The following is a 24,569-nucleotide window of genomic DNA, read 5'->3' as shown; positions in this document are numbered from 1 at the left end:
AGCCGCAGGCGGCAGGCCCCCAAGCCTGCCTGCTAGTCTGTCTGACGCTGCTGGCGGGCCGCCTCCAGCTTCCCTTCCCGCAGTGCCACGGGCGACAGCATCAGCACTGAGCCGCCTTCAATCTGGCGCACCTCGAACCCTCTCCGGCCTTGCAAGCCGCCGCGCAGCTCATCCGGCAGCGCCGCGCAATCGTCGGGACGGCTCTCGCACATCACGATCTCGCGCCCGGTCAGATGGTGCAGGCGGAACGTAACCGACTGGTCCTTTTGCAGATCCGATTTCCGGGCGGCCTCCAGCGACAGGTAGGTTCCGGTGACATAGACCGGACCCTGCCCCTCAACCAGCTCTGCCGCCATCGCCCGGCTCACCTTATGCCACTCCGACAGAAACTGGTGGGTCAGCCCGCCGAAGATCACGTAGACCGCTGTCACGGTAAACAGCAGGTTCCGGCTCAGCCGCGCCCGCCCGCTGTCGCGCAGTGCAATCACGAACAGCCCGATGAAGACGGCCCCGAAGATCCACAGGAATCCGCCGGAGCGCACCGGCATGTCAATGCCGCTGCGGATCACCTGCAGGCAGATCAGCGCCAGCCCCAGGGCCGCCCCGGACAGCAAATAAAGCGCCCGCCACTTGTCCCGCCGCAGCACAACCCAGACCGCACAGGCCAGCAGCGCCGCCTGCAAGAGCGCCAGAACCGCGTTGTTATAACCGCCCTTCTGCGCCAGGCTGACCAGGAACTGCCAGGCGAGCTTGGAGTTCTCCAGCGCCGAGGCCAGATCATGCGCCGGACTGGGGTTGCGCCATTCCGCCATCGGCACGCCGAATACCCCATGCACGATATAGTTCAGCGAATAGATCGCCAGCATACCCAGCGCGAAACTGGCGATGAACAGCGCCAGCAGGCCCGCCAGATCCCTCGCAGAACGCGCAACACCGGCGCGGGTCAGGCTCAGCCCCAGGATCAGAAACGGATAGGTGGTGTAGGCCATCAGCGAGACCGGCACGAAGACCAGCATCAGCCAGCGGCAGGTCCGCTCGCTCAGCCGCGTGGCCAGCCAGGCATAAAACGCCACAACCGCCAGCCCCAGGATCAGCGTATTGAACCACATCGAGATCAGCACCCAGGGCAGGCCGAGACCCGCAATCAGCGCCACCATCACACGCTGCCAAATCTCCGCGTCCCGGCCAAAGGCGTTGTGCACCAGGCAGCCAAGATAGACCGCCCACAACAGCTGATAGACCAGAAAATTCAGCCAGGCCGGAGGTACAACACCACGCAGGTGCCACAGGTAATTGACCCAGCGCCCCTCGGTCAGCGTCTTCGCGTAGAACAGCGCAGGATCCGCCAGCAGCGCCGGGTAGTCATCGTGCCGGATCATCGGATCCGGCAGCTGGAACAGCGCCGTCAGCAGCAGCACAGCAAAAACCGCAGCCACCGTGACCGGCAGTTGCGGCAAGGCGCGCCGCTGCGCAACACTGCTGCCGGCGGAGGCCAGTGTCATCCCGCGGCCTCCTGCAGGCGCCGGGCGCGGCGGGCCAGCACGGCAGCACGGCCCTGTGCGATTCTGGTCACCATCGGCTGCGGCATCAGCGAGACAATGCCGCGCCGCATCCGCCAGCCCAGGCTGCCCGCCAGCGGCACCTTCTGCCCGGCCGGAATTTCTGTTGCCAGCACCTCCCGCGGCAAGCCTTCCCGGCCCGCGGCATTGGCATAAAGCACGGTGTTGTAGCGGTACCAGGGCTCGACACCCGACATGTTTTTCAGCTGGGGGCGGGCAAAGTCATAGGCAGTGAACCCGCGCGCCGCAAACATCTCCTGCCAGAACGACAGCGGCTTCTCGTTGATATGGAACTCGCCCCCCTGCCCCGGCACAGCGGCGGAGAACAGCACCCGGTCAGCGTGGCGGGTCAGGCTGTCGACCAGCTTTTCCGAGGCTGCCTCTGGCAGGTGCTCGCCCACCTCCAGACTCTGCGCCAGATCGAATTTGCGTCCCAGATCAAAGGGTTTGGTCAGGTCGGCAGCATGGAACTGCTGGCGCGGGATCGCCAGACGGTCGCGGTCGACATAATCGCCGTCAACGCCAGCAACATCGGTCACCCCTGCCTTGATCCACTCGCTCAGCCACACGCCGCGGCCGCTGCCCAAGTCCAGAACGCTGCCCGCTTGCAGCTGCGGCTGGACCACCGAAATCATCGCTTGCGCCGAGGAGCGTGCGCCCTGGTCGATATAGTCGTAGAACTCGTTGGAATAGATATGGGACATGATTGCTCCGAACTTTACTCGCCAGCCGCGGCATACACCCAGAGGCGGAAAATGATGAAATTCTGAACCGGCAGGATCACCGTGACGGCGGCGGCGGACAGCCAGTCCGCCCAGCCCAGGGCCGGGCCGATCACACCGGTGATCAGCGCCGAGACGGCAAAACCCGCGGCAATGGCGCAGGTAAAGCGCGCCATCTGGTCGGGCAGGCCCAGCGGGCGGCGGAAGGTCCACCAGGTTTGCAGCACGTATTGCACCGCTACCGCAGCCGCAAAGGCCAGCGCATTGGCAGGCGCCTGCGCCATCCCTGCGGCCAGCAGTGCGGTATAGCCCACCACATACAGGCCCGCGACCGTGGCGCCGACGACAGAAAAGCGCAGGATTTGCCCCGCGCCTCCCATGCTCACGACGCTTCCTTGCGCAGCGGTGCGGGCTCGGCATTCGCCGCCTCCGCAGGCGCGCTCTCGCCGGTTTCCTCTGACAGGAAATACATCGGGCGCTGTTTGCTCTCCATATAAAGCCGCCCGATGTACTCTCCCATGATCCCCAGCGTCAGCAGCTGAATTCCTGAGAAGAAGGAAATCGCCAGCAGCATCGACGCCCAGCCGGGGGCAGTGTTGTAGAGGATCAGCGACAGGAACACATAGACCGCCATCAGGAAGGTCACATAAAGGCTCAGGAACGCCAGCCGCGTCGCCATTTTCAGCGGTTTGGTGGAAAAGCCGGTCAGCGCGTCCGTGGCAAAGCGCAGCATTGCCCGGAACGGGTATTTTGTGACGCCGGCAACCCGGGCATCCCGGACGTATTCCAGACCGATCTGCTTGAAGCCCGCCCAGGCGAACATGCCGCGGATGAAGCGGGCCCGCTCCGGCATCGCCAGAACCGCATCCAGCGCGCGGCGGCTGACCAGGCGGAAATCGCCGGTGTCCTTGGGGATGTTCACATCCGACAGCGTGTTCAGGAAACGGTAGAACAGATAGGCGGTTGCCTTCTTGAACAGGGTCTCCCCCTGCCGTTCGGCCCGGCGCCCATAGACCACGTCATAGCCGCGGTCCATCATCATCATCATGTCGGGAAGGATTTCCGGAGGGTCCTGCAGGTCGGCGTCCAGCATGAAAACGCGGTCGCCGCGCGCGGCCTCAAGACCGGCCGTCAGCGCCACCTGGTGGCCGCGGTTGGCCGACAGCCGTATGCCCCGCACCACCGGGTGCCTGGCATGGGCCGCCTCGATCGCCGCCCAGGTGCCGTCGCTGGAGCCGTCATCCGCCAGGATGATCTCGGCGTCCTGCGCCCATGGTTCAATGGCCTGCACCAGCCGCTCCACCAGAAGGGGGACCGACTCTTCTTCGTTGTAGCAGGGCACAACAACGGAAAGCTGCACTTTCTCGCCCTCAAATCTGTTTGTTAACCGCTCGTTAACCACGATACTGACCGATCCGGTGCAGGAAGGGCAACGGCAGCCCGATGAGAGCTGAATTTGCAATTAAATGGTTAAGGGCCTGTGTGCTTTGGGTAACGCACTATGGCGAAACCAAGGCAAATGCGGACGAATTGCCGAAAATCCGCCCGCATCCCGCCCCGGTCTACAGCACGCCGCGGGGAATCGTTTCCTGCCACTCCTTGGTCAGGACAACCTCCCTGTCCGCGCCCTCGTAGGCGGTCACCTTGCGCCAGAGAAAGAAATTCTCCCGGTCGCAGGTCACCTTGTTCCCGGTCTCAATCGCGACCTGCCAGCCGCCGCGCTCGAACTCGAAGGTCCAGTCACTGGCAAAGGTTGCCGTGGCCGGATCATCCGGGTGCACCTCATAGTGCATCGTCACATGGCTGCCCGCGCACATGCCGTGATAGGGGTCCACAGCCTTGCCGTAGTCATCAAAGGTATCCAGCACCAGCGCACCATCCTCGCGGGTCCAGGTTTTCGATGTGCCGCCCGCGGGGCGCAACTGCTCGGCCTGCAGCACCGGGTAGCCGCGCGGCGCGCCAGGGTTCTGCGGGGCAATCTCTTCAGTAACCCGCCGCTCCGGCAGCACCAGCGCGCAGCCTTCCAAATGCAGGGAGACTTCCGCCGCCTCAGGCGCAGGCCAGACAACCGGCCAGTATGACGCCGACAGCGCCAGCCGCAGCACATGCCCCGGTTTCAGGCGGTGCGCGCATTCGTTCAGCTCGATCTCCGCCTCATAGCGCTCCCCCGGCACAAGGTTCTCCGGCGCCTCAAACCCATTGCGGCACGTCAGGTTCAGCGGCCGGAAGGTGATCCGCTGCGACACGCCTTCAGGCGACACATCGCACAGCCGCGCCACCAGCTGCGCCACCGGCTTGTCAGTGCTGAAGGCCACCTTGAGCCGCGGCCTGCCCAGCAGTTCCAGCGGCTTCGTCAGCGGCGCGGTGTCGAAACAGGCCGACAGCGCATCGTCAACCGCCTGGTCCCCGGCCAGCTCATTGTCAAACCGCATCCCCGGGCAGAAATAGCCGGACGCCTGCCCGACCGTCGCCGGATTGCTGACTGCTATGGCACCTTGCCCCGGAGTCTCCGCCAGCACACCCTGCCCCAGGTGCATCACCCGGTCCTGCACGTTGGGCGAGGGCCATTCAGCCTCCGCCACCCAGCGGCCCTGGCGCGGTTTGTTCTGCATGGCGGGGTTGAAGTGCTCCTGCATAAAGACGCGGTAGTCCGGCAAGTCTTTGGCGCCGGTATTCTCGCCCTTCAGCCATTGGCCGAACCAGCGCAGCACCTCGCCGTGAAAATCCGCCGGATCCAGCTTGGCGATATGGGCATAGCGGTGCTCCCACGGTCCGATCATCGCCTTGGCGGGCACAGTCAGATTGGCCGCCAAGGCAGGCGGCGCGTTCACATAGGCGTCCGCCCAGCCGGTGATCGCCAGCACCGGCGCCTGGATCGCAGACCAGTCCTCGCAGACCGAGCCGTGCTTCCAGAAGTCCCCCCGGGTCTGGCGCCGCAGCCACTCGGCAGCCATGAAGGGCATCTCCTCGATCCGCTTGATCCAGTCCTCGCGCCAGTCCGCCCGGTGCACCGGGTCTGCGGGGCGCGACTGATAGGCAAACATCTGGCTGCCCCAGTTTGCGTTGTCGCTCAGCAGGCAGCCGCCCATGTAATGAATATCGTCAGCATAGCGGTCGACGGTCGAGGCCACGGACACCACGGCCTTCAACGCCTCAGGCCGGCGGAACGCCAGCTGCAGCCCGTTGAACCCGCCCCAGCTGATGCCGATCATGCCGATGTTGCCGTCACACCAGGGCTGCGCGGCGATCCAGGCCAGCACCGCCTCACCGTCGCTCAGTTCCTGTTCGGAGTATTCGTCGTCGAACACCCCCTCGCTGTCACCCGTGCCCGCTATGTCCACGCGGATGCTTGCATAACCTTCGGCAGCAAAAACCGGATGTGTGGTCTCATCCCGGGGCGCGGTGCCGTCACGCTTGCGGTACGGGAGGTATTCCAGGATCGCGGGATGCGGCCCCGCGCCCTCCGGCATCCACATCCGCGCCGACAGCCTGCGGCCGTCCGGCAGAGGGATCCAGGTGTTCTCAATAATGCTGTAAGCGCCGGGCATAAGTTTGTTCCTGTGGTTGTTTTGGCTACGGCCGCACTCAGCAAATTCACCAGATCACCTGCCGAAGAAAAGGGTGCGTTTATGCGCGGATGTAAGCGAACTGACGCGGGATAGGCGCAAATCGCCACGGCCAGCCCGAGCATTCCACGCGTTTACCGGCGTTCCCTTGCCCGCCCCAGCCGCACCCAAACAGCACCGCAACGCACCGCAAGGCGGAGACGGAGTACCGCCGCAGATGGCAGCAGCGCGGTTATCCCGGCAGTTTCGGCGCCGACTTTTCCAGCGCCAGTTCGGCGTCCGAGAACTTCCACGGGCCCCGGACCCCCGGCACGCCCTCCGGCGCGATCTGCATCTCCCGGTGCTTTATCTGCGGATCCTCAAACGCCTGGCCAATGGTATTGATCGGCCCAGCCGGAACTGTCGCCGCTTCCAGCGCTGCCAGCAGGTCCGCTTGTGCCCACGCCGCCAGCACCTCCTCCAGGATCGCCGTCAGCGCCCTGCGATTGGCGACCCGCAGCTGGTTGGTCTGGAAGCGGTCATCCGCCTTGGCCTCAGCCAGCCCCAGCACATCGCACAGCCGCTGAAACTGCCCGTCGTTGCCCACCGCCAGGATCACATGGCCGTCTTTCACCGCCATTACCTGATAGGGGGCAATGTTCGGGTGGTCATTGCCCAGCCGCGTAGGGCTGTCGCCGGTCGCCAGATAGTTCATCGCCTGGTTTGCCAGCAGGGCCGTTGCGCAATCCAGCAGTGACATGTCCAGATGCTGGCCGCGCCCCGTCCTGTGGCGCTGCTCCACCGCCGCCAGAATGCCGATGGTGCCGTACAGCCCGGTGACAATATCGGTTATCGCCACACCGACCTTCTGCGGCTGGCCGTCCTGCGCACCGGTGATCGACATCAGCCCCGACATGCCCTGCAGCAAAAAGTCATACCCCGCCCGCTTGGCATAAGGCCCATCCTGGCCAAATCCGGTCACAGAGCAGTAGATCAACCGCGGATTGACCTTGCTGAGGCTCTCATAATCCAGCCCGTATTTCTTCAGCCCGCCGACCTTGAAGTTCTCGATCAGGATGTCGGCATCCTTGATCAGCTCAAGGACTGCCTGCTTGCCCTCTTCAGTGCGGAAGTCGGCGGTCACGCAGTCCTTGCCACGGTTGGCGGCGTAGAAATAAGCGGCCGTTTTGTCACCTTCGCGCTCGATGAACGGAGGCCCCCACTTGCGGGTATCGTCACCATCCGGGCTTTCCACCTTCACCACATCCGCGCCCAGATCCGCCAGCGACTGGCCGATCCAGGGCCCAGCCAGGATGCGGGCAAGTTCAACCACCTTGAGGCCTGCAAGCGGGGTCATGGGCACTCCTCCCTGTTGGTGCCGTCGTCTTTGCCAGCATGCTTAGCCGCTGCACTGCACTCCTGCAAGATTTGATCAAATCCCGGCCTAGCGAAAACACCCCTCAGGCTGCAAACCGGAATTCGGCGCGAATTCCGGCTCGGAAAACACGTGTTTTCCGAGCCGTTTCCCGCGCCGGGAAACGGGATATCCATTGTCACGGCATCCAGACATCTCCGCGCAGGTCAGACTGCGTATCCAGAGCCAGTTTCAGCCGGCAAATTCCTGATGGAATGCCGCAGGACAATATGTTAGCGATAACTCAACTTTAACCGGCCCTGTGCCAGCAGAGGCAATTGAATTGCCCCGCCCCAGGCGGCACAATGGCCCGGCCTTCGGCCCTCAATGGAACAGCGATGTAAAATCAATGGTTTCCCGCGTCATCCCCGTCCAGCCCTTTGACCTCGTGCTGTTTGGCGCGACCGGCGACCTGGCCCGCCGCAAGATCCTTCCGGCGCTGTTCCACCGGTTCCAGATCGGCCAGTTCAACACGGAATGCCGGATCATCGGCAGCTCGCGCAGCGAGCTGACCGCGGAAGAGTTCCGCAGCCAGACAGCAGACGCCATCCGCGAATTCGGCCAGGATGTGGAAACCACGGCCGAGGAAATCGCCGGATTCACCGCGTTGTTGGACTATGCCGCGGTGGACGCCCGCGGTGAGAGCGGATGGGATGTGATTCACGGGAAACTCCGCGACGATGCGGCCCGCGCCTTCTATCTATCGGTGGGGCCTGGCCTGTTCACCGATATCGCCCGCCGCCTCAGCGAAACCGGCATCGCCACGCCCGACAGCCGCATCGTTCTGGAAAAGCCCTTCGGCCATGACCTGGCGTCGGCCCAGGCGCTGAACGCGGCGCTGCGGGAGCATTTCGAAGAACGCCAGATCTACCGGATCGACCATTACCTGGGCAAAGAGACAGTGCAGAACCTGATGGCGCTGCGTTTTGCCAACTCGCTGTTCGAGCCGTTGTGGAACTCCTCCCATATCGACCATGTGCAGATCACCGTCGCCGAAAGCATCGGCATCGAGGGGCGCGAGGAATATTACGACAAGTCCGGCGCCATGCGGGACATGGTGCAAAACCACCTGATGCAGCTTCTGTGCCTGACCGCGATGGAGCCGCCGGCCCATTTCGCGCCCAATGCGGTACGGGACGAGAAGGTCAAGGTGATCGAGGCCTTGCGCCCGGTGGCGCAATCCAGCATCGCCCGCGGCCAGTACCGGGGCAAAAGCGGAGAGGGCTACCGCGATCACGCGGGCAACCCCGCCAGCCGCACCGAAAGCTATATCGCGCTCAAGGTCGAAGTGGCGAACTGGCGCTGGGCCGGCACGCCGTTCTACCTGCGCACCGGGAAATGCCTGCGTGACCGGGTGAGCGAGATCGCGGTCTATTTCCGCGACCCGCCGCACAACATCTTCGAAGGCTCCGGCCCGGTGCACGGCAACGTGCTGGTGATCCGCCTGCAGCCCGACGAGGGCATCACGCTGAAAACCACCATCAAGGACCCCGGCCCTGGCGGCATGCGCCTCACAGGCGCCAACCTGGACATGACCTTCGCCGATGAGCTGCCGGAGTCGGGCCGCCCGCAGGACGCCTATGAACGGCTGATCATGGATGTGATCCGCGGCAACCAGACCCTGTTCATGCGCGGCGACGAGGTCGAGGCCGCCTGGGCCTGGGCCGACCCGATCATCGCCGGCTGGGAAGACACCGGAGAAGCCCCGCAGCCCTATGACAGCGGCAGCGCCGGCCCTGACGACTCACTCCTGCTGATCCACCGCGACGGCCGCCGCTGGCGCAGTATCGGAGCCTAAGACAGCCGCCCTCCCCCTTGCCCCCTCAGTTTGCTACAAAGGCACCCCATGAGCTTGAATTCCACACTGGCCGCCGTCACCGACCGCATCATCGCCCGCAGCGAGACCACCCGCGCGGCCTATCTGGAACGGATGCGCGCGGCCAGCGGCAAAGGGCCTGCGCGGGCGCATCTGTCCTGCTCCGGCCAGGCCCATGCCTATGCGGCCACCGGGCCGGACCAGCAGACACTGGCCGCAGGCAGCCAGGGCCACCTCGGCATAGTCACTGCCTATAACGACATGCTGTCGGCGCATCAGCCGTTTGAAACCTACCCTGCGCTGATCCGCGATGCGGTCCGCAAGGCCGGCGGCACCGCGCAGGTGGCGGGCGGCGTGCCCGCGATGTGCGACGGGGTCACCCAGGGCGAGGCCGGCATGGAGCTGAGCCTGTTTTCCCGCGATACCATCGCCATGGCCACGGGCGTCGCGATGAGCCACAACGTCTTTGACGCCGCCGTCTACCTTGGCGTCTGCGACAAGATCGTGCCTGGACTGGTGATCGGGGCGCAGGCCTTTGGCCATATCCCGGCAGTGTTCCTGCCGGCAGGCCCGATGACTAGCGGCCTTGCCAATGACGAAAAGGCCCATATCCGCCAGAAATTCGCTGCTGGCGAGATCAGCCGCGAGGAACTGCTGAAGGCCGAGATGGCCGCCTACCACGGCCCTGGCACCTGCACCTTTTACGGCACTGCCAACACCAACCAGATGCTGATGGAGTTCATGGGGCTGCACCTGCCCGGGTCCTCCTTCGTGAACCCCGGCACCCCCCTGCGCGAGGCGCTGACGGTGGAGGGCGCCAAGCGCGCCCTGTCGCTCAGCGCGCTGGGAAACAACTACACGCCGGTCTGCGACGTGCTGGACGAAAAGGCTTATGCCAACGGCATTGCCGGCCTGATGGCCACCGGCGGCTCGACCAACCTGCTGATCCACCTGATCGCAATGGCGCGGGCGGGCGGCATCCTGCTGGACTGGCAAGACTTTGCTGATCTCTCCGACGTGGTGCCGCTCCTGGCCCGGGTCTATCCCAACGGGCTGGCCGACGTGAACCATTTCCACGCGGCCGGCGGCCTCGGCTACATGATCGGTGAACTGCTGAAAACCGGCCTCCTGCACCCCGACACAAGGACCGTGACGGGCGAAGGGCTGGAGCATTACACGCAGGAACCCTTCCTGTCGGAGGACGGCCTCACCTTCCGCCCCGGCCCGGGGCAAAGCCTGAATGACGCGGTGCTGCGCCCGGCGGACGCGCCGTTCCAGAAGACCGGCGGCCTGAAGCGGCTGACCGGCAACCTGGGCACCGCCGTGATCAAGGTCTCGGCAGTGGCGAAAGAACACCACATAGTCGAAGCTCCTGCCCGCGTCTTCCACGACCAGGAGGAGGCCAAGGCCGCCTTCAAGGCGGGCGAGCTGACCGGCGACGTGATCGTGGTGGTGCGCTTCCAGGGCCCCAAGGCCAACGGCATGCCCGAACTGCACAGCCTCACCCCCTTCCTCGGCATCATGCAGGGCCGCGGCCAGAAGGTGGCGCTGGTCACCGACGGACGGATGTCTGGCGCATCCGGCAAAGTGCCCGCCGCGATCCACGTGGTGCCAGAGGCCCTGGATGGCGGGCCGATCTCCCGGATCCAGAACGGCGACCTGGTGCGGCTGGATGCGGTGAAAGGCACGCTGGAAGTCCTCACCGAAGGCGCGCTGGAGCGCGAGCCCGCCACCGCCGACCTCAGCGCCTATCAGCACGGCACCGGCCGCGAGCTGTTTTCCCTGTTCCGCCGCTCGGTTGCTTCGGCCGACGAAGGCGCCAGCGTTTTTGGAGTGTAACTCATGCGGATAACCCCTCAGGACGCCAGCCTGCGCACCTGCGAGATTTGCGCCCTGGCACCGGTGATGCCGGTGCTGGTAGTGGAGGACGCGGCCCACGCCCGCCCCTTGGCCGAGGCACTGGTTGCGGGCGGCCTGCCTGCACTGGAAGTCACCCTGCGCACCGGCGCCGCGCTGGACGTGATCCGCGAGATGGCGCAGGTGAAGGGCGGTGTGGTGGGGGCCGGGACGCTGATCACCCCCAAGGACGCCGAAGCCGCCAAGGAGGCCGGCGCCCGGTTCGGCGTCTCGCCCGGCGCCACGGATTACCTGCTGGACGCCTGCGAATCCATCGGCCTGCCGCTCTTGCCCGGCGCCGCCACCGCGACCGAGGCGATGCGCCTGCTGGCCCGCGGCTATGGCATGCTCAAGTTCTTTCCGGCTGAGGCCTCCGGCGGCGCCCCGGCGCTGAAAGCCATTGGCGCGCCGCTGCCGCAGATATCCTTCTGCCCGACCGGCGGCATCAGCCCCGCCAATGCCGAAACCTACCTGAGCCTGCCCAACGTGGTCTGCGCCGGCGGCAGCTGGGTGGCCCCCGCCGACCTGGTCAAGGCCGGCAACTGGAGCACCATCGAAGCGCTGGCGCGCGACGCCAGCCAGCTCGGCAAAGGTTAAGCTACCGCAAAATCATCCTGGTATTTCCGCTCGCCAGGGCGGATTTGCTCCGGCACGCGAAACCGAAACCGCCGCCGCCCTCACGGCGAATTGCAGGCAAGCCCTTAGATCCTCCGGGGTAATTTCGCCTGACGCCGCGGCCCTCAGCAGGCCCCGCTCTTGCGCCTTGGCCAGAAAGCCCGCATTGAAGGTATCCCCTGCGCCGACCGTATCAGCGACCGCGACGGGCACGGCATCTGCCGTCACAATCCGTCCGTCCGGCAGATGGGCCTCAGCCCCCCGTGCGCCGAGGGTCAGCAGCACCAATTTGGGCCCAGCGGCGAACAGGCTGCGCAGTTTCGCGCCCGTGTCCCCGCGGGGACAAAGCCAGGAAAGGTCCTCTTCAGAGACCTTCACGATATCCGCCAGCGCGACAAATTTCTCCAGCCGCACGCGATAAGCCGCCTCATCCTTGGCAAATCCGGCGCGCACATTCGGGTCCAGCATCACGGGCCGGCGGCCTGCTTCGCGCTGCGCCAGAGCCAAGTAAGCCTCCGCCGCTGGCGGGTTGCACAGGCTGATGCCGCCAAGCAGCAGCGCTTCCACGCTGTCCGGCACCTCCGGCAGGTCCTCCGGCGTGAGTGAGGACCCGGCGGAACCAGTATCATAGAAACTGTAGCTGGCGTCCCCATCCGTCAGATGGACAAAGGCCAGGGTGCAGGGCCGCGGGCTGGTCACCGCAAGGGAGGTTTCCACCCCGGCCTCCACCAGCCTTGCTGCCAACTGCTGCCCGAACACATCCGAGGACAGTCCGGTGAACAGCCCCGCACGCACCCCGAGCCGCCCCAGCGCCAGCGCGGTGTTGAACGACGCGCCGCCGCCATGCGGGACATATGCCGCCTGCCCCGCAGCGGTCTTGCCGGGGATCATATCGATCAGCGCCTCGCCGCAGCAGAGGATCATGGCGTAGCCCCGCCGCTGCCGGAACCGAGCGCGTTCTGATAAGCAAACAGCGCGGGCAGCCCGCCGGTGTGCAGCAGCAGCACTTTCTGCCCCTTGCGAATGGTGCCCTCCTCCAGCAGACCAAGCAGCCCGGCAAAAGTCTTGGCGGAGTAGACCGGGTCCAGCAGGATCCCCTCCGCGGCGGCCATGCGCTGCAAAGCTATGCGTGTCGCGGGTCCTGCGCGGCCATAGCCGGGCGCCAAGGCACCGTCCCAGGTAAGGATGTCACCGCCGGGAAATGGCTGCGGGATGTTCATCAATCCGGCCAGCTCTGCGGTCACCTGCTCCAGCCGCGCTTTCTGTGCTTGCGCATCGCGGCGCACGCAGATGCCAAAGACCGGCGCGGTGATGCCGGCCAGCCGCACACCGGTCAGGAACCCGCCATGGGTGGCCCCGCTGCCCGAAGGCACCACGGCAGCATCAAAGCCGCCGATCTGCGCCGCCAGCTCCGCTCCGCCCTTCACATAGCCCAGCGCGCCCAGCGGCGGATGGCCGAGGCCCAGCGGGATGATGTAGGGGCTGCGGCCTGCCGCGCGCAGCTCTTCTGCCCGCGCTTCCAATGCGGCATCGGCGCCGGCTTCATCCTCCCCCTCCGGGTAACTCATGCTCTCTGCGCCCAGTATATCCGACAGAAAGACATTGCCCGAGCTGTAGTAAAGCGGGTCCATGCCCGGCACCCGCTCCTCGCGCTGCAGTATCGCCTGCATCCCGTATTTCGAAGCCGCGGCGGCGGCAGTGCGGGCAAAGTTCGACTGCACCGCGCCGGTGATCAGGATGGTGTCCGCCCCGGCCGCCAGTGCCGCGCCGATGTAGAACTCCAGCTGCCGGGTCTTATTGCCGCCAAAGCTGAGGCCGGTCAGGTCGTCGCGCTTGATCCAAAAGTCCAGTCCCAGCTCCTCCGACAGTCGGTCCAGCCGCTCCAGCGGTGTTGGCTGGGACAGCAGCTTGGCGCGCGGGAACGCGGAAAGGAGCGTGTCGGTCCGGGGCATTGCGGTCTCTTTCCTTCTGATCGGGCAGCGGCGCCAGCCTGACTGGGCCGCACCACGTTGCAGCAGTATGTGCAACCGGGCAAGGCCCCCAAGGCCAGCGGTTGCTTTTCAGGCGCTGCGCCCCCATGTCCCTGCGAAGCACCGGAAATCCAAGGATACGCGCCATGACAGAGACCGCCCACAGCCCCGCCCTGCGGGTCGATATCATCTCCGACGTGGTCTGCCCCTGGTGCGCCGTGGGCTACAACCAGCTGGCCTTTGCCGCCCGCCGCGCCGGGGTGGCTCTGGACATCCACTGGCAGCCGTTTGAGCTGAACCCGGACATGGCGCCCGAAGGCGAAGACCTGCGCGAGCATCTGGCCGCGAAATACGGCAGCACGGCAGAGCAGTCGGCCCAAGTGCGCGCGCAGCTGACGGGACTGGGCGAGGCGCTGGGCTTCACCTTCCGCTTCTTTGACGGGATGCGGATCTACAACACCTTTCAGGCGCATCAGCTGATCGAATGGGCGGAAGAGCACGGCAAGGGCCACGAGATGAAACAGGCGCTGCTGAGCGCGTATTTCACTGATGGCAAGGATGTATCCGATCCGGAGGTGCTGGTGGAAACCGCCGAAAGCCTCGGCCTGGACGGCGCCGGTGCGCGTGCGGCCCTGGAGAGCGGCAGACACGCGGAGAACGTGCGCCAGCGCGAGGCGTTCTGGATGCAGCAAGGCATCCGCGGCGTGCCCGCGATGGTATTTAATGGCCGCCACCTGGTGACCGGCGCGCAAGGGGTGGAGAACTACGCCAGCATCCTGGAGCAGTTGGGTCTGACAGCAAAAGCGTTTTGACTGCCGGGATTTCGAAAAACGTTTAGGTGCAGATCAGTACGCTGAGCGTTCGCCCGGGCGGGTGCGGAACGCGCCCGCCGTGGGGCGGGCGGACGCGTGCCTGCCGCTGGCGCGACAGGCGAGATGATACTGACCAGTCTGGTCTACCCTTGAGACAAGCACTGGGTGATCGCGGTTTCCAGCTTGTCCACCACTTCGGTGATCTGTTCATCGGTGATGATGAAGGGCGGCGCCAGCAGGATGTGGTCGCCGTTCTGGCCGTCGCGGGTGCCCGACATCGGGTAGCAGATCAGCCCGGCCTGAAAGGCTGCCTTCTTGATCCGCCCGGCAAGCCCCAGCGCCGGATCAAACGGTTCCTTGGTGTCCCGGTCGGCGACCAGCTCCACCCCGCGGAACAGCCCGCGGCCGCGGATGTCGCCCACGTTGGGATGCTGGCCGAAACGGTCCTCGAGCGCCGTCTGCAGCTTCTCTCCCATTTCCGCGCAGCGCTGCACCAGGCCGCGCTCCAGCATCGCCTTGACCACGGCAAGGCCCGCAGCGGTGGCCACCGGGTGGCCGATATAGGTGTGGCCATGCTGGAAGAAGCCGGACCCATGCTCGATCGCCTCATAGATCTGCCGGGTGCAAAGCATTGCGCCGATTGGCTGGTAGCCGGCGCCCAAGCCCTTGGCGATGCAGAGGATATCGGGCGCCACGCCGTCCGCCTCGCAGGCAAACAGATGCCCGGTGCGGCCCATGCCGCACATCACCTCGTCCAGGATCAGCAGCACGCCGTATTGGTCGCAGATCTCGCGGATGCGCTTGAAATAACCCTCAACCGCCGGCACCGCGCCAGAGGTGGCGCCGACCACAGGCTCCGCCATAAAGGCCATCACGGTCTCGGGGCCGAGGCGGAGGATTTCCGCCTCCAGCTCATTCGCCACCCGCTGGCCATAGTCGTAGCTGCTCTCCCCCTCTGCCCGGCCCACATACTCATAGCAGGGCGAGATATGGGAGATGTCGATCAGCAGCGGTGCGAACTGGGTGCGGCGCCACTCGTTGCCGCCTGCCGCCAGCGCGCCAAGGGTGTTGCCGTGGTAGCTCTGCTTGCGGGCGATGATATGGCGGCGCTGCGGCTCTCCGCGCTCCAGGTGGTACTGGCGGGCGAGCTTGATCGCGGCCTCGGTGGCCTCCGACCCGCCGGAGACGAAATAGACCCGGTCGATGTCGCCCGGCGCGTTGGCCACCAGCAGGTCCGCCAGTTCCTCCGCCGGTTCCGAGGTGAGAAAGCCGGTATGGGCAAAGGCCAGCTTGCCGACCTGCTCCTGCACCGCCTTGATCACATCGGCGTCGGAATGGCCCAGGCAGGAGACTGCCGCGCCGCCGGAACCGTCGAAATAGCGCTTGCCGTCCGCGTCGATCAGATAGCAGCCGTCACCGGCAACAGCGGTGGGCAGGCTGGCTTTGGTGTGGCGGGGAAAGACATGGCTCATGATCAGCACTCCTTGAGGGTATGGCCCTGGGCCGCAGCGGCCTGAACGAGGGCGGCAACCGAGGCCGCATTATCTGCCAGCAGCCCGCCCTGTGGTGTTTCGATGTTATTCTCAAATCCGATTCGCGCATCCCCTCCGGCGGCAACCGCCGCCAGCAGGCAGGCCTGCTCATACCGGCCAAAGGCGCAGACGGTCCAGTTGAGGCGCAGATCCGCTGCGGCGTCCTGGAAGACGGCGAGCCCTTCGGGCCGTGCCAGAACCGGCGGGTTGTATTTACCCAGAACAAAGATCGCATCGCGCATGCCATCTGGAACGGTGCCGTCCTGATACCAGACGCGCAGCTGGGAAATGCAGTCCGGACCATAGAGGATGTGCTGCACCTGAGTGCCTGCTTCGGCGCACAGGGCATAGGCGCGCGCGGCCAGCCCCGCATCCCGCGCCATTTCCCGCACCGAGACAGAGGCCGCCGCCGGTCGCAGCGCCTCCAGACAGGCAAACTGGGCTGCCACATCGTAGAGGCCCGCGCTTTCCGTGGTGATCTGCACCGCCATCGCCGGAGCGCTTTCCCGCACCGCATCAAGGGCTTCACGGTAGCGGCCCGCATCCAGCGAATGCCGCCCCTCATCATCGCGCACATGCAGGTGCAGCGCATGGGCCCCTGCCGCAAAACAGGCCGCTGCGGTCTCCGCCGTTTGCTGCGGCGTGACCGGCAGCTGCGGATGATCCCCGCGTCCCCGCCGGGCCCCGTTGGGCGCCACCATCAAACTGTATTCCGCCACCGGTTTCCTCCTTTGCCGACTGACCCGCAGCGACTCGCGTCCGGGCTGCCCGCAGCTTGACCAGCAGCACAGAAGCTCTCAAGGCGGGAATATCAGAACATTTGTTTTCTTACCCGCACCGGCGGGCCGCTGGCCCATGACGTCAACCGGCCGCCTCTGGACCTAAGCAAGCACATGCTCTGGCCCTAACGAATTCCGCGAAACTGACGTTTCTGGTACATAATACGCCTTAAAGCCCGTGTAGGGTGCCGGGCAGCCCGATTCACTTCCAATGCCGAAAGGACATGTCATGGACGGCACGTTCAACGAAAACGATCTCTCCCGCGTGGTGGAGGCCGACAAGGCCCACATGTGGCACCACCTGTTCCAGCACAAGGCGCTGGAAAGCGCCGACCCGCGCATCATTGTCGAGGGCAAGGGCATGCGCGTCTGGGATCAGAACGGCAAGGAGTTCCTGGATGCGGTTTCCGGCGGCGTCTGGACCGTCAACGTTGGCTATGGCCGCGAAAGCGTCTGCAAGGCCGTCTACGACCAGCTGATGAAGGTCTGCTATTTCGCCAACTCCGCGGGCTCCATTCCCGGCGCGCTGTTTGCCGAAAAGCTGATCGAGAAGATGCCGGGCATGACCCGCGTTTACTACACCAACTCCGGATCGGAGGCCAACGAGAAGGCCTTCAAGATGATCCGCCAGATCGCCCACAAGAAATACGGCGGCAAGAAAACCAAGATCCTGTACCGCGACCGTGACTATCACGGCTCCACCCTGGCGACCATGTCGGCGGGCGGCCAGGACGAGCGCAACGCGCAGTACGGTCCCTTCGCGCCGGACTTTGTCCGCGTGCCGCACTGCATGGAGTACCGCAAGCATGAGCTGGGCCTGGAGCACCTGTCCGGCCGCGAGTTCGGTATTGCCGCTGCGGACGCCATTGAAGAAGTCATCCTGCGTGAAGGCCCGGAAACCGTCGGCGCGCTGTGCCTGGAGCCGGTGACCGCCGGCGGCGGTGTCATTGAGGCCCCCGAGGGTTACTGGGAGCGTGTGCAGGAGATCTGCAAGAAGCACGACGTGCTGCTGCACATCGACGAAGTGGTCTGCGGCGTCGGGCGCACCGGCAAATGGTTCGGCTACCAGCAGTACGGCATCAAGCCCGATTTCGTGACCATGGCCAAGGGCGTGGCCTCCGGCTATGCGGCAATTGCCTGCATGGTGACCACCGAGGAAGTCTTTGAGATGTTCAAAGACGACGCGGGCGATCCGATGAACTACTTCCGCGACATCTCCACCTTCGGAGGCTGCACCGCGGGCCCCGCGGCGGCGCTGGAAAACATGCGCATCATCGAGGACGAGAACCTGCTGGAAAACACCGTGGCCATGGGTGAGCGGATGCTGAACAACCTGCGCGCGCTGCAGGAGAAGCACGCCGTGATCGGCGATGTGCGCGGCAAGGGCCTGTTCCTGGGCGCCGAGCTGGTTCAGGACCGCGAAACCAAAGAGCCGGTGGACGAGAAGCTGGCGCAGCAGGTGGTCGCGGAATGCGGCGCGCAGGGCGTGATCATCGGCGTCACCAACCGCTCGCTGCCGGGCCGCAACAACACCCTGTGCTTCAGCCCGGCGCTGATCGCCACCGCAGACGACATCGACGCGATCTGCGATGCGGTCGACAAGGCCCTGACCAAAGTTTTCGGCTGACACCTCTCCCTGTTGGACGAACAAACTGCGCCCCGGTAAATCCGGGGCGCTTTTTTGTTCGGGACACCGCGGCTTAGACCAGACGCACGGCAACCCCGCCGTCCACTGCCACGGGCGCCCCGGTCACAAAGCTGGCGCGGTCGGACAGCAAGAACAGCGCCGCCTGGGCAATTTCTTTCGGAGCGGCCATCCGTTTCATCGGGTGCAGCCCTGCGATAAAGCTGTGGGTTTCCGGATCATCGCCTGCCATTGCCGTCTTGGTCCCGCCCGGCAGCACGGCATTCACCCGGATGCCATCCGCTGCCAAATCCGAGGCGAGTGACTGGACCAGCCCGGCCAGCCCGGCCTTGGACGCGGCATAAGCCCCCATACCCGGCATCCCGCCGTTGCTGACTCCGACAAAGGATCCGGTGAAGACCAGCGATCCGCCGCCCCGCTCTTTCAGAGCCGGAACTTGCGCTTTGGCACAATAAAAGGCGCCGGTCAGGTTGGCGGCTATCACCGCGTTCCAATTGGCGGCTTCCATGTGCTCTACCGGCCCGGTCTCCCCCATCATACCCGCGTTGTTAAAGGCACCATCCAACCCGCCGAACTCTTCGGTGGCAAGCGCCGCCAGCGCCTGAGAATAGGCCTCGCTGGTGACATCGCCAGCCAGAAAGGCTGCATGGCCGCCGCTTTGATTTATCTGCCCCGCAAGGGTTTCCAGTTCAGCCTGCCGCCGGGCCCCCAGAACCACATTGGCTCCTTCTGCCGCAAACAGCAGCGCTGCGGCGGCGCCAATGCCACTGCTGGCCCCGGTTATGATCAGTGTCTTGTTCTGAAGTTCCATCGTCATAGCCTCCGTTGATTGGGTGGCTCTGACCTAAGCGCCGCGCGCGGCGCCGCTCGACCCGCTTCCTGCTCTTCCCGCCTGGGGCGGGTCCTTTACCGCAAGAAACGGGTCAAAGCGGGGAATTGGCGGCGGCCCGGGTCAAGGGGACCGTAAGCCCCGCCGGCAGGCGGCAGGCTTCGCCTGTTCGCGAGCGAAACGTTCCCCGAGAACATTTCCGGGAAGCCCGCTCATCCTTGGCGCGCCTTCCTCAAGACAAAGCGGATTTGGCATCTTAGGGGCAAGCTTGCCCCTAAGACCCTTCTCAGCAAAACGGACAGCGCCGCGCGTCAGCGCGGCGCTGGGCCCAACGGGAGCGGGGCAATCTTTGATTGCGTCGCGACGGGCGGGAGTGCCCCGTTCCGCCGCCACCTCTCAGATCAGCTGAAACAGGATGCCAGACAAGACCGCTCCGCTCACCCCAAGTCCCAGGTAGGCCGCGAAGACCTTGGGCTTGACCAGCGACCAGACCGCGGCCATGGCCGGGACCGAGCTGACCGCGCCTGCCACCATAAAGGCCATTGCGGCACCTGCGCTCATCCCCTGCTCCATCAGCCCCGCCAGCAGCGGCGGCGCGACATAGGAGTTCAGATAGGCAGGCATCCCGACAAGCGCCGCGGTCGCAATCGGCAGCACACCTTCGCCGCCCACCAGCCCGGCGATCACCCCAGCCGGAACATAATGGACCAGGAGCGATTCCAGCACATAGGCCAGCGCCAGCCATCTCAGCAGGAACAGACCGTTGGACACAAACTCTTCGCGGAACTTCACCCGGCGCTGTGCCTCGGTCCAGAACCGCCAGTTCGGCTTAGCGTCCGGCTTCGGCCCGCCGCAGCCGCAGCAGCCTGTGCTTTGCTGCTTGCGCAGCGGGTTAGCAAAAACCCCATGACCCCGCAGCAGCTTGATGGCAAAGCCGCCAAACAGTCCCAGCGCCACTGCCGCCACCGCCTTGCCAATGGCGAAGGGCCAGCCCAATGCGCCTGCGGTGATCAGCAGAGTCGGCGGGTCGATCAGCGGCGAGGACAGCCAGAACGCCATCACCGCCGACAGCGGCGCGCCCAGCGCCAGAAGGCCGGCAATGAACGGGATCACCTCGCAAGAGCAGAACGGCGCCAGCCCGCCGAACAGCGCCGCCAGCAGGATCATCCGCGTCTCGCGCCCCTCAAAGGCACGCGCCACCATCGCCTCCGCCCCCGTCGCTTTCAGATAGGCCAGCAGCAGCACCGCAAACAATATGTATCGCGCGGTGCTGCCCAGCGCTGCCAGGGTGAACTCCACGACCGAGCGGAAGTTGCCCGGATCAAGGATGGCTGCGCCTGCCAGCAGCGCAAGGCTCAGCGCCCAAGGCGTCTTCAGCCAGTTGCCCAGTGATTTTGCCTTACCGGGGTTTTGTGTCAGTTCAGCCATCGTTTGCCGCCTTTTTGCCTGCATCTGCGCAGCATTCGCTGAGAATGAAACCGGCCAATGCCTCCAGCCGGGAGAATTCGGCGCGGCTGATAGTCGACCGCCCCACGCGCTCCTGCGCCACCACACCGGCTCCGGTAAGGAATTTCAGATGATGCGCCAAGGTCGAAGGCGCAATGCCGGTGCGCTCCTGGATGTCCCCGACCGTCAGCCCGGCCTCGCCCGCCCGGATCAGGCAGCGCAACACCTGCAGCCGCGCCTCCGATCCCATCGCGGCAAAACCCTGTGCGGCTTCTTCCCATTGCATGATGTCAGCTCCGATTGATTCGACTAAACTAGTTTTATGGTTTTATTGATCGGTATTCAAGAGCGCTGCATATTATCCGTAACACGACCTGCCGGCCGAGAATTGCAGATCAGATTGCGAAGCCACAGCAAGGCGCAGATTTCCCTAAACTGGCCCTAAGTCCAGATTGCACCGCGTTTAAGTCCACCCTAAGGTGGCGCGCATGGCCATCTCCGTTGACACATTCTTCCTCAACCCGGACGCCCAGGGCACCCTGCAGGCGCAGATCCAGGAAATGATTGCCGAGGGCATTCTGTCCGGCCGGTTCCGGGTCGGGGAGAAGCTGCCGTCCTCGCGCAAGCTGGCGGCGCATCTTGGCATCAGCCGGATCACTGTGACGCTGGCCTATACCGAGCTTCTGGCCAACGATTACCTCACTTCACGCGGGCGCTCGGGGTATTTCGTGTCGGAAAACGCCCCGGTGCCACCCTCCTATACGCCGCAACAGAAGGCCGGCGATGCGATGGACTGGGACAAGGTGCTGGCGCGCAGCTTTTCCGGCGGCGACACGCCGCGCAAACCCCAGGACTGGCGCGACTACCGCTATCCGTTCATCTACGGGCAGGCGGACGCGTCGCTGTTCGACCACGCCAACTGGCGGCTGTGCGCGCTCAGGGCGCTGGGGCAAAAGGATTTCGCGGCGCTGGCAAACGACTACTTTGATCAGGATGACCCGCTGCTGATCGAGTACATCGCCCGCCACACGCTGCCGCGGCGCGGGATCACCGCGCGGCCGGAAGAAATCCTGATCACGCTGGGTGCCCAGAACGCGCTGTGGATCACATGCCAGCTGCTGCTGAACCGCAACCGCCAGGCCACGGTAGAGGACCCGGCCTATTACACCCTGCGCGACCAGGTGGTGCAAACCCGCTGCCATGTGGACTGTATTCCGGTGGACGAAGGCGGGCTGCCGCCGGAGGAGATCCCGGACGGCACCGATGTGATCTTCTGCACTCCCAGCCACCAGAGTCCGACCACCTTCACCATGCCGATGGAGCGGCGCAAGGAGCTGCTGCGGCGGGCCGGCGATATCGACGCGGTGATTGTCGAGGATGACTACGAGTTCGAGATGTCGTTCCTCGGCGCCCCCTCGCCATCGCTGAAATCGCTCGATACCGAGGGGCGTGTGATCTATGCAGGCAGCTTCTCCAAGTCGCTGTTTCCGGGTCTGCGTCTGGGGTATCTGGTTGGATCGGAGCCGTTTATCCGTCAGGCAAGGGCGTTGCGCGCCAGCGTGCTGCGGCATCCGCCGGGCCATGTCCAGCGCACGGTCGCCTATTTCCTGTCGCTGGGACACTACGATGCGCAGATCCGCCGTACTGCAAAAGTGCTGCATGACCGGCGCGCGGTCATCGAGGACGCCATCCGCAAGCACGGGCTGGAGATTGCAGGCGTCGGCGGTTACGGCGGCTCCGCCCTGTGGATGCGCGCACCCGACGGGGTGGACACTTCGGCCGTGGCGGAGCGGCTGAAAGAGAAAAGCGTGATCATCGAACCCGGCGCGCCGTTCTTTGCCGCCGGGAACCGCAAGCAAAACCACTACCGGCTTGGTTACTCCTCGATCCCCGCCACCCGGATCGAACCCGGTCTCGCCCTGCTTGCCCAGGCGCTGAAGCAAGGCTGAACCCCGCATTTCGGGAAAATCGCGAAAAAATGATACTCTCAGTATCATTTTTTAAACGCCATTGGGAATAGCCTCCCCATCGGGTGACTGGCTGAACTATATTGGAAAATACCGGTTCACTGGCTCTATGGGCGGGCATTTGGACCTATCCCACCGGGTCAACTGGCCCTAACCCGGCCCTGCCCCGCCCCCTAAACCAGAGTCAATTCCGGCCTCCGCGCCCGGAGGAATTTCGCGTCTCACTCAGGAGAACCCCGCCATGAAAATGACCACCGAAGAAGCCTTTGTCAAAACGCTGCAGATGCATGGCATCCAGCACGCGTTCGGCATCATCGGCTCCGCAATGATGCCGATTTCGGACATCTTCCCTGCCGCAGGCATCACCTTCTGGGACTGCGCCCACGAAGGCTCCGGCGGCATGATGGCGGACGGCTATACCCGCGCCACCGGCAAGATGTCGATGATGATCGCCCAGAACGGCCCCGGCATCACCAACTTCGTCACCGCCGTCAAAACCGCCTACTGGAACCACACCCCGCTGCTGCTGGTCACCCCGCAGGCGGCCAACAAGACCATCGGCCAGGGCGGCTTCCAGGAGATGGAGCAGATGCGCATGTTCGCCGACTGCGTCTGCTACCAGGAGGAAGTGCGCGACCCGACCCGCGTGGCGGAAGTGCTGAACCGGGTGATCATGAACGCCAAGCGCGCCTCGGCGCCGGCCCAGCTGAACATCCCGCGTGACATGTGGACCCAGGTGATCGACATCGAACTGCCCGCCATCGTCGAGTTCGAGCGCCCCTCCGGCGGCGAGACCGCCGTGGCCGAAGCGGCGAAACTGCTCTCTGAGGCGAAGAACCCGGTGATCCTGAACGGTGCCGGCGTCGTCCTGTCCAAGGGCGGCATCGAAGCGTCCAAGGATCTGGCCGAGCGCCTGGATGCTCCGGTCTGCGTTGGCTACCAGCACAACGACGCCTTCCCCGGCTCGCACCCGCTGTTTGCAGGCCCGCTGGGCTACAACGGCTCCAAGGCCGGCATGGAGCTGATCAAGGACGCCGACGTGGTGCTGTGTCTTGGCACCCGCCTGAACCCGTTCTCCACCCTGCCCGGCTATGGCATGGAGTACTGGCCGGCCAACGCCAAGATCATCCAGGTTGACATCAACCCGGACCGTATCGGCCTGACCAAGAAAGTCTCCGTCGGCATCATCGGCGACGCCGCCAAGGTGGCGCAGGGCATCCTGGCACAGCTGTCTGACACCGCAGGCGACGAGGGCCGTGCCGAGCGCAAGAACCGTATCGCGGAAACCAAATCCCGCTGGGCCCAGCAGCTGACCGAGATGACCCACGAGGACGACGATCCGGGCACCACCTGGAACGAGCGCGCCCGTGCCGACAAGCCGGACTGGATGAGCCCCCGCATGGCGTGGCGCGCAATCCAGGCTGCCCTGCCGAAAGAGGCGATCATCTCCTCTGACATCGGCAACAACTGCGCCATCGGCAACGCCTACCCCTCGTTCGAGGAAGGCCGCAAATACCTGGCTCCTGGCCTGTTCGGCCCCTGCGGCTACGGCCTGCCGGCGGTTGTCGGCGCCAAGATCGGCAACCCGGACACTCCGGTTGTCGGCTTCTCCGGCGACGGTGCCTTTGGCATCGCGGTGAACGAGCTGACCGCCATCGGCCGCGGCGAGTGGCCCGCCGTGACCCAGATCGTCTTCCGCAACTACCAGTGGGGCGCGGAAAAGCGGAACTCCACCCTGTGGTTCGATGACAACTTCGTCGGCACAGAGCTGGACCAGCAGGTCTCCTATGCCGGCATCGCTCAGGCCTGCGGCCTGAAAGGCGTGGTCGCCCGCACCATGGACGAGCTGACCTCGGCGCTGGCCCAGGCCATCGAAGACCAGAAGAACGGCACCACCACCCTGATCGAAGCGATGATCAACCAGGAGCTGGGTGAGCCGTTCCGCCGTGACGCCATGAAGAAGCCGGTCCGCGTGGCAGGCATCGACAAGGCGGACATGCGCGAACAGCAGGTCTGACGCCC

The 24,569-nt window shown here is 65.0% G+C and carries 20 protein-coding genes; 7 read left to right on the top strand and 13 right to left on the bottom strand.

The window, feature by feature from the left end; all coding sequences use genetic code 11:
* Positions 1–32: 32 nt before the first annotated feature.
* The 6 genes from AC4HIX_RS06320 to AC4HIX_RS06295 all read right to left on the bottom strand — a co-directional run bounded on the left by AC4HIX_RS06320 (position 33) and on the right by AC4HIX_RS06295 (position 7,183).
* Positions 33–1,502: a hypothetical protein gene (locus AC4HIX_RS06320; protein WP_490398335.1), complete on the bottom strand. Its 1,470-nt coding sequence runs from the start codon at positions 1,500–1,502 to the stop codon at positions 33–35.
* Complete coding sequence (locus AC4HIX_RS06315; RefSeq protein WP_490398334.1) at positions 1,499–2,263, bottom strand: class I SAM-dependent methyltransferase; 765 nt, start codon at positions 2,261–2,263, stop codon at positions 1,499–1,501. The genes AC4HIX_RS06320 and AC4HIX_RS06315 overlap by 4 nt, the downstream gene beginning before the upstream one ends.
* A 14-nt stretch (positions 2,264–2,277) precedes the next feature.
* On the bottom strand, positions 2,278–2,661 hold the full coding sequence (locus AC4HIX_RS06310; RefSeq protein WP_490398468.1) for a GtrA family protein: 384 nt from the start codon (positions 2,659–2,661) through the stop codon (positions 2,278–2,280).
* A gap of 2 nt (positions 2,662–2,663) precedes the next feature.
* Positions 2,664–3,641 carry a glycosyltransferase family 2 protein gene (locus AC4HIX_RS06305; protein WP_490398333.1) on the bottom strand — a complete coding sequence of 326 codons (978 nt, stop codon included), beginning with the start codon at positions 3,639–3,641 and terminating at the stop codon, positions 2,664–2,666.
* 202 nt (positions 3,642–3,843) lie between these two features.
* Positions 3,844–5,829, bottom strand: a complete 1,986-nt coding sequence (locus AC4HIX_RS06300) for a CocE/NonD family hydrolase (protein ID WP_490398332.1) — start codon at positions 5,827–5,829, stop codon at positions 3,844–3,846.
* A gap of 250 nt (positions 5,830–6,079) precedes the next feature.
* Entirely contained in the window at positions 6,080–7,183 is a 1,104-nt protein-coding gene (locus tag AC4HIX_RS06295; RefSeq protein ID WP_490398331.1) for a CaiB/BaiF CoA transferase family protein, read from the bottom strand.
* A gap of 406 nt (positions 7,184–7,589) precedes the next feature.
* Between AC4HIX_RS06295 and zwf the strand changes: the two genes are divergently transcribed.
* The 3 genes from zwf to eda are packed head-to-tail and all read left to right on the top strand — an operon-like array spanning position 7,590 to position 11,549.
* Positions 7,590–9,038: a glucose-6-phosphate dehydrogenase gene (zwf, locus tag AC4HIX_RS06290; RefSeq protein ID WP_490398330.1), complete on the top strand. Its 1,449-nt coding sequence runs from the start codon at positions 7,590–7,592 to the stop codon at positions 9,036–9,038.
* A gap of 48 nt (positions 9,039–9,086) precedes the next feature.
* Entirely contained in the window at positions 9,087–10,895 is a 1,809-nt protein-coding gene (edd, locus tag AC4HIX_RS06285; RefSeq protein ID WP_490398329.1) for a phosphogluconate dehydratase, read from the top strand.
* Positions 10,896–10,898: 3 nt separating this feature from the next.
* Positions 10,899–11,549, top strand: a complete 651-nt coding sequence (gene eda, locus AC4HIX_RS06280) for a bifunctional 4-hydroxy-2-oxoglutarate aldolase/2-dehydro-3-deoxy-phosphogluconate aldolase (protein WP_490398328.1) — start codon at positions 10,899–10,901, stop codon at positions 11,547–11,549.
* Between the two features lie 12 nt (positions 11,550–11,561).
* On the opposite strand, the gene AC4HIX_RS06275 is transcribed toward eda, so the two are convergent.
* Entirely contained in the window at positions 11,562–12,491 is a 930-nt protein-coding gene (locus AC4HIX_RS06275; RefSeq protein WP_490398327.1) for a carbohydrate kinase family protein, read from the bottom strand.
* The gene (locus AC4HIX_RS06270; protein ID WP_490398326.1) at positions 12,488–13,519 is read right to left on the bottom strand and encodes a D-cysteine desulfhydrase family protein; all 1,032 of its coding nucleotides are present in this window, start codon (positions 13,517–13,519) and stop codon (positions 12,488–12,490) included. Before AC4HIX_RS06270 ends, AC4HIX_RS06275 begins: the two co-directional genes overlap by 4 nt.
* A 164-nt stretch (positions 13,520–13,683) precedes the next feature.
* On the opposite strand from AC4HIX_RS06270, the gene AC4HIX_RS06265 reads away from it, so the two are divergent.
* A complete protein-coding gene (locus AC4HIX_RS06265) occupies positions 13,684–14,349 on the top strand; it encodes a DsbA family oxidoreductase (RefSeq protein WP_490398325.1) in 666 nt (221 codons plus the stop codon).
* A 143-nt stretch (positions 14,350–14,492) separates the two neighbouring features.
* On the opposite strand, the gene AC4HIX_RS06260 is transcribed toward AC4HIX_RS06265, so the two are convergent.
* Both AC4HIX_RS06260 and AC4HIX_RS06255 read right to left on the bottom strand, forming a co-directional pair.
* Positions 14,493–15,821, bottom strand: a complete 1,329-nt coding sequence (locus AC4HIX_RS06260) for an aspartate aminotransferase family protein (RefSeq protein ID WP_490398324.1) — start codon at positions 15,819–15,821, stop codon at positions 14,493–14,495.
* Positions 15,822–15,823: 2 nt separating this feature from the next.
* Positions 15,824–16,600 carry a beta-keto acid cleavage family enzyme gene (locus AC4HIX_RS06255; RefSeq protein ID WP_490398323.1) on the bottom strand — a complete coding sequence of 259 codons (777 nt, stop codon included), beginning with the start codon at positions 16,598–16,600 and terminating at the stop codon, positions 15,824–15,826.
* A gap of 289 nt (positions 16,601–16,889) precedes the next feature.
* Between AC4HIX_RS06255 and AC4HIX_RS06250 the strand changes: the two genes are divergently transcribed.
* Positions 16,890–18,287, top strand: a complete 1,398-nt coding sequence (locus tag AC4HIX_RS06250; protein ID WP_490398322.1) for an aminotransferase family protein — start codon at positions 16,890–16,892, stop codon at positions 18,285–18,287.
* 73 nt (positions 18,288–18,360) lie between these two features.
* Here the strand turns inward: AC4HIX_RS06250 and AC4HIX_RS06245 are convergent, their stop codons facing one another.
* The 3 genes from AC4HIX_RS06245 to AC4HIX_RS06235 all read right to left on the bottom strand — a co-directional run bounded on the left by AC4HIX_RS06245 (position 18,361) and on the right by AC4HIX_RS06235 (position 20,866).
* The gene (locus tag AC4HIX_RS06245) at positions 18,361–19,116 is read right to left on the bottom strand and encodes an SDR family oxidoreductase (RefSeq protein ID WP_490398467.1); all 756 of its coding nucleotides are present in this window, start codon (positions 19,114–19,116) and stop codon (positions 18,361–18,363) included.
* A gap of 414 nt (positions 19,117–19,530) precedes the next feature.
* On the bottom strand, positions 19,531–20,562 hold the full coding sequence (locus tag AC4HIX_RS06240) for a permease (RefSeq protein WP_490398321.1): 1,032 nt from the start codon (positions 20,560–20,562) through the stop codon (positions 19,531–19,533).
* Positions 20,555–20,866: an ArsR/SmtB family transcription factor gene (locus tag AC4HIX_RS06235; RefSeq protein ID WP_475049665.1), complete on the bottom strand. Its 312-nt coding sequence runs from the start codon at positions 20,864–20,866 to the stop codon at positions 20,555–20,557. Before AC4HIX_RS06235 ends, AC4HIX_RS06240 begins: the two co-directional genes overlap by 8 nt.
* A gap of 202 nt (positions 20,867–21,068) precedes the next feature.
* Between AC4HIX_RS06235 and pdxR the strand changes: the two genes are divergently transcribed.
* Together pdxR and xsc are read left to right on the top strand one after the other, a co-directional pair.
* Entirely contained in the window at positions 21,069–22,529 is a 1,461-nt protein-coding gene (pdxR, locus tag AC4HIX_RS06230) for a MocR-like pyridoxine biosynthesis transcription factor PdxR (protein WP_490398320.1), read from the top strand.
* Between the two features lie 259 nt (positions 22,530–22,788).
* Complete coding sequence (gene xsc, locus AC4HIX_RS06225) at positions 22,789–24,564, top strand: sulfoacetaldehyde acetyltransferase (RefSeq protein ID WP_490398319.1); 1,776 nt, start codon at positions 22,789–22,791, stop codon at positions 24,562–24,564.
* The last annotated feature ends 5 nt before the right edge of the window (positions 24,565–24,569 follow it).

The organism is Leisingera sp. (assembly GCF_982940295.1).
Note: the sequence above shows the minus strand (reverse complement) of the source record. Positions and strands in the feature narration are given on the sequence as shown.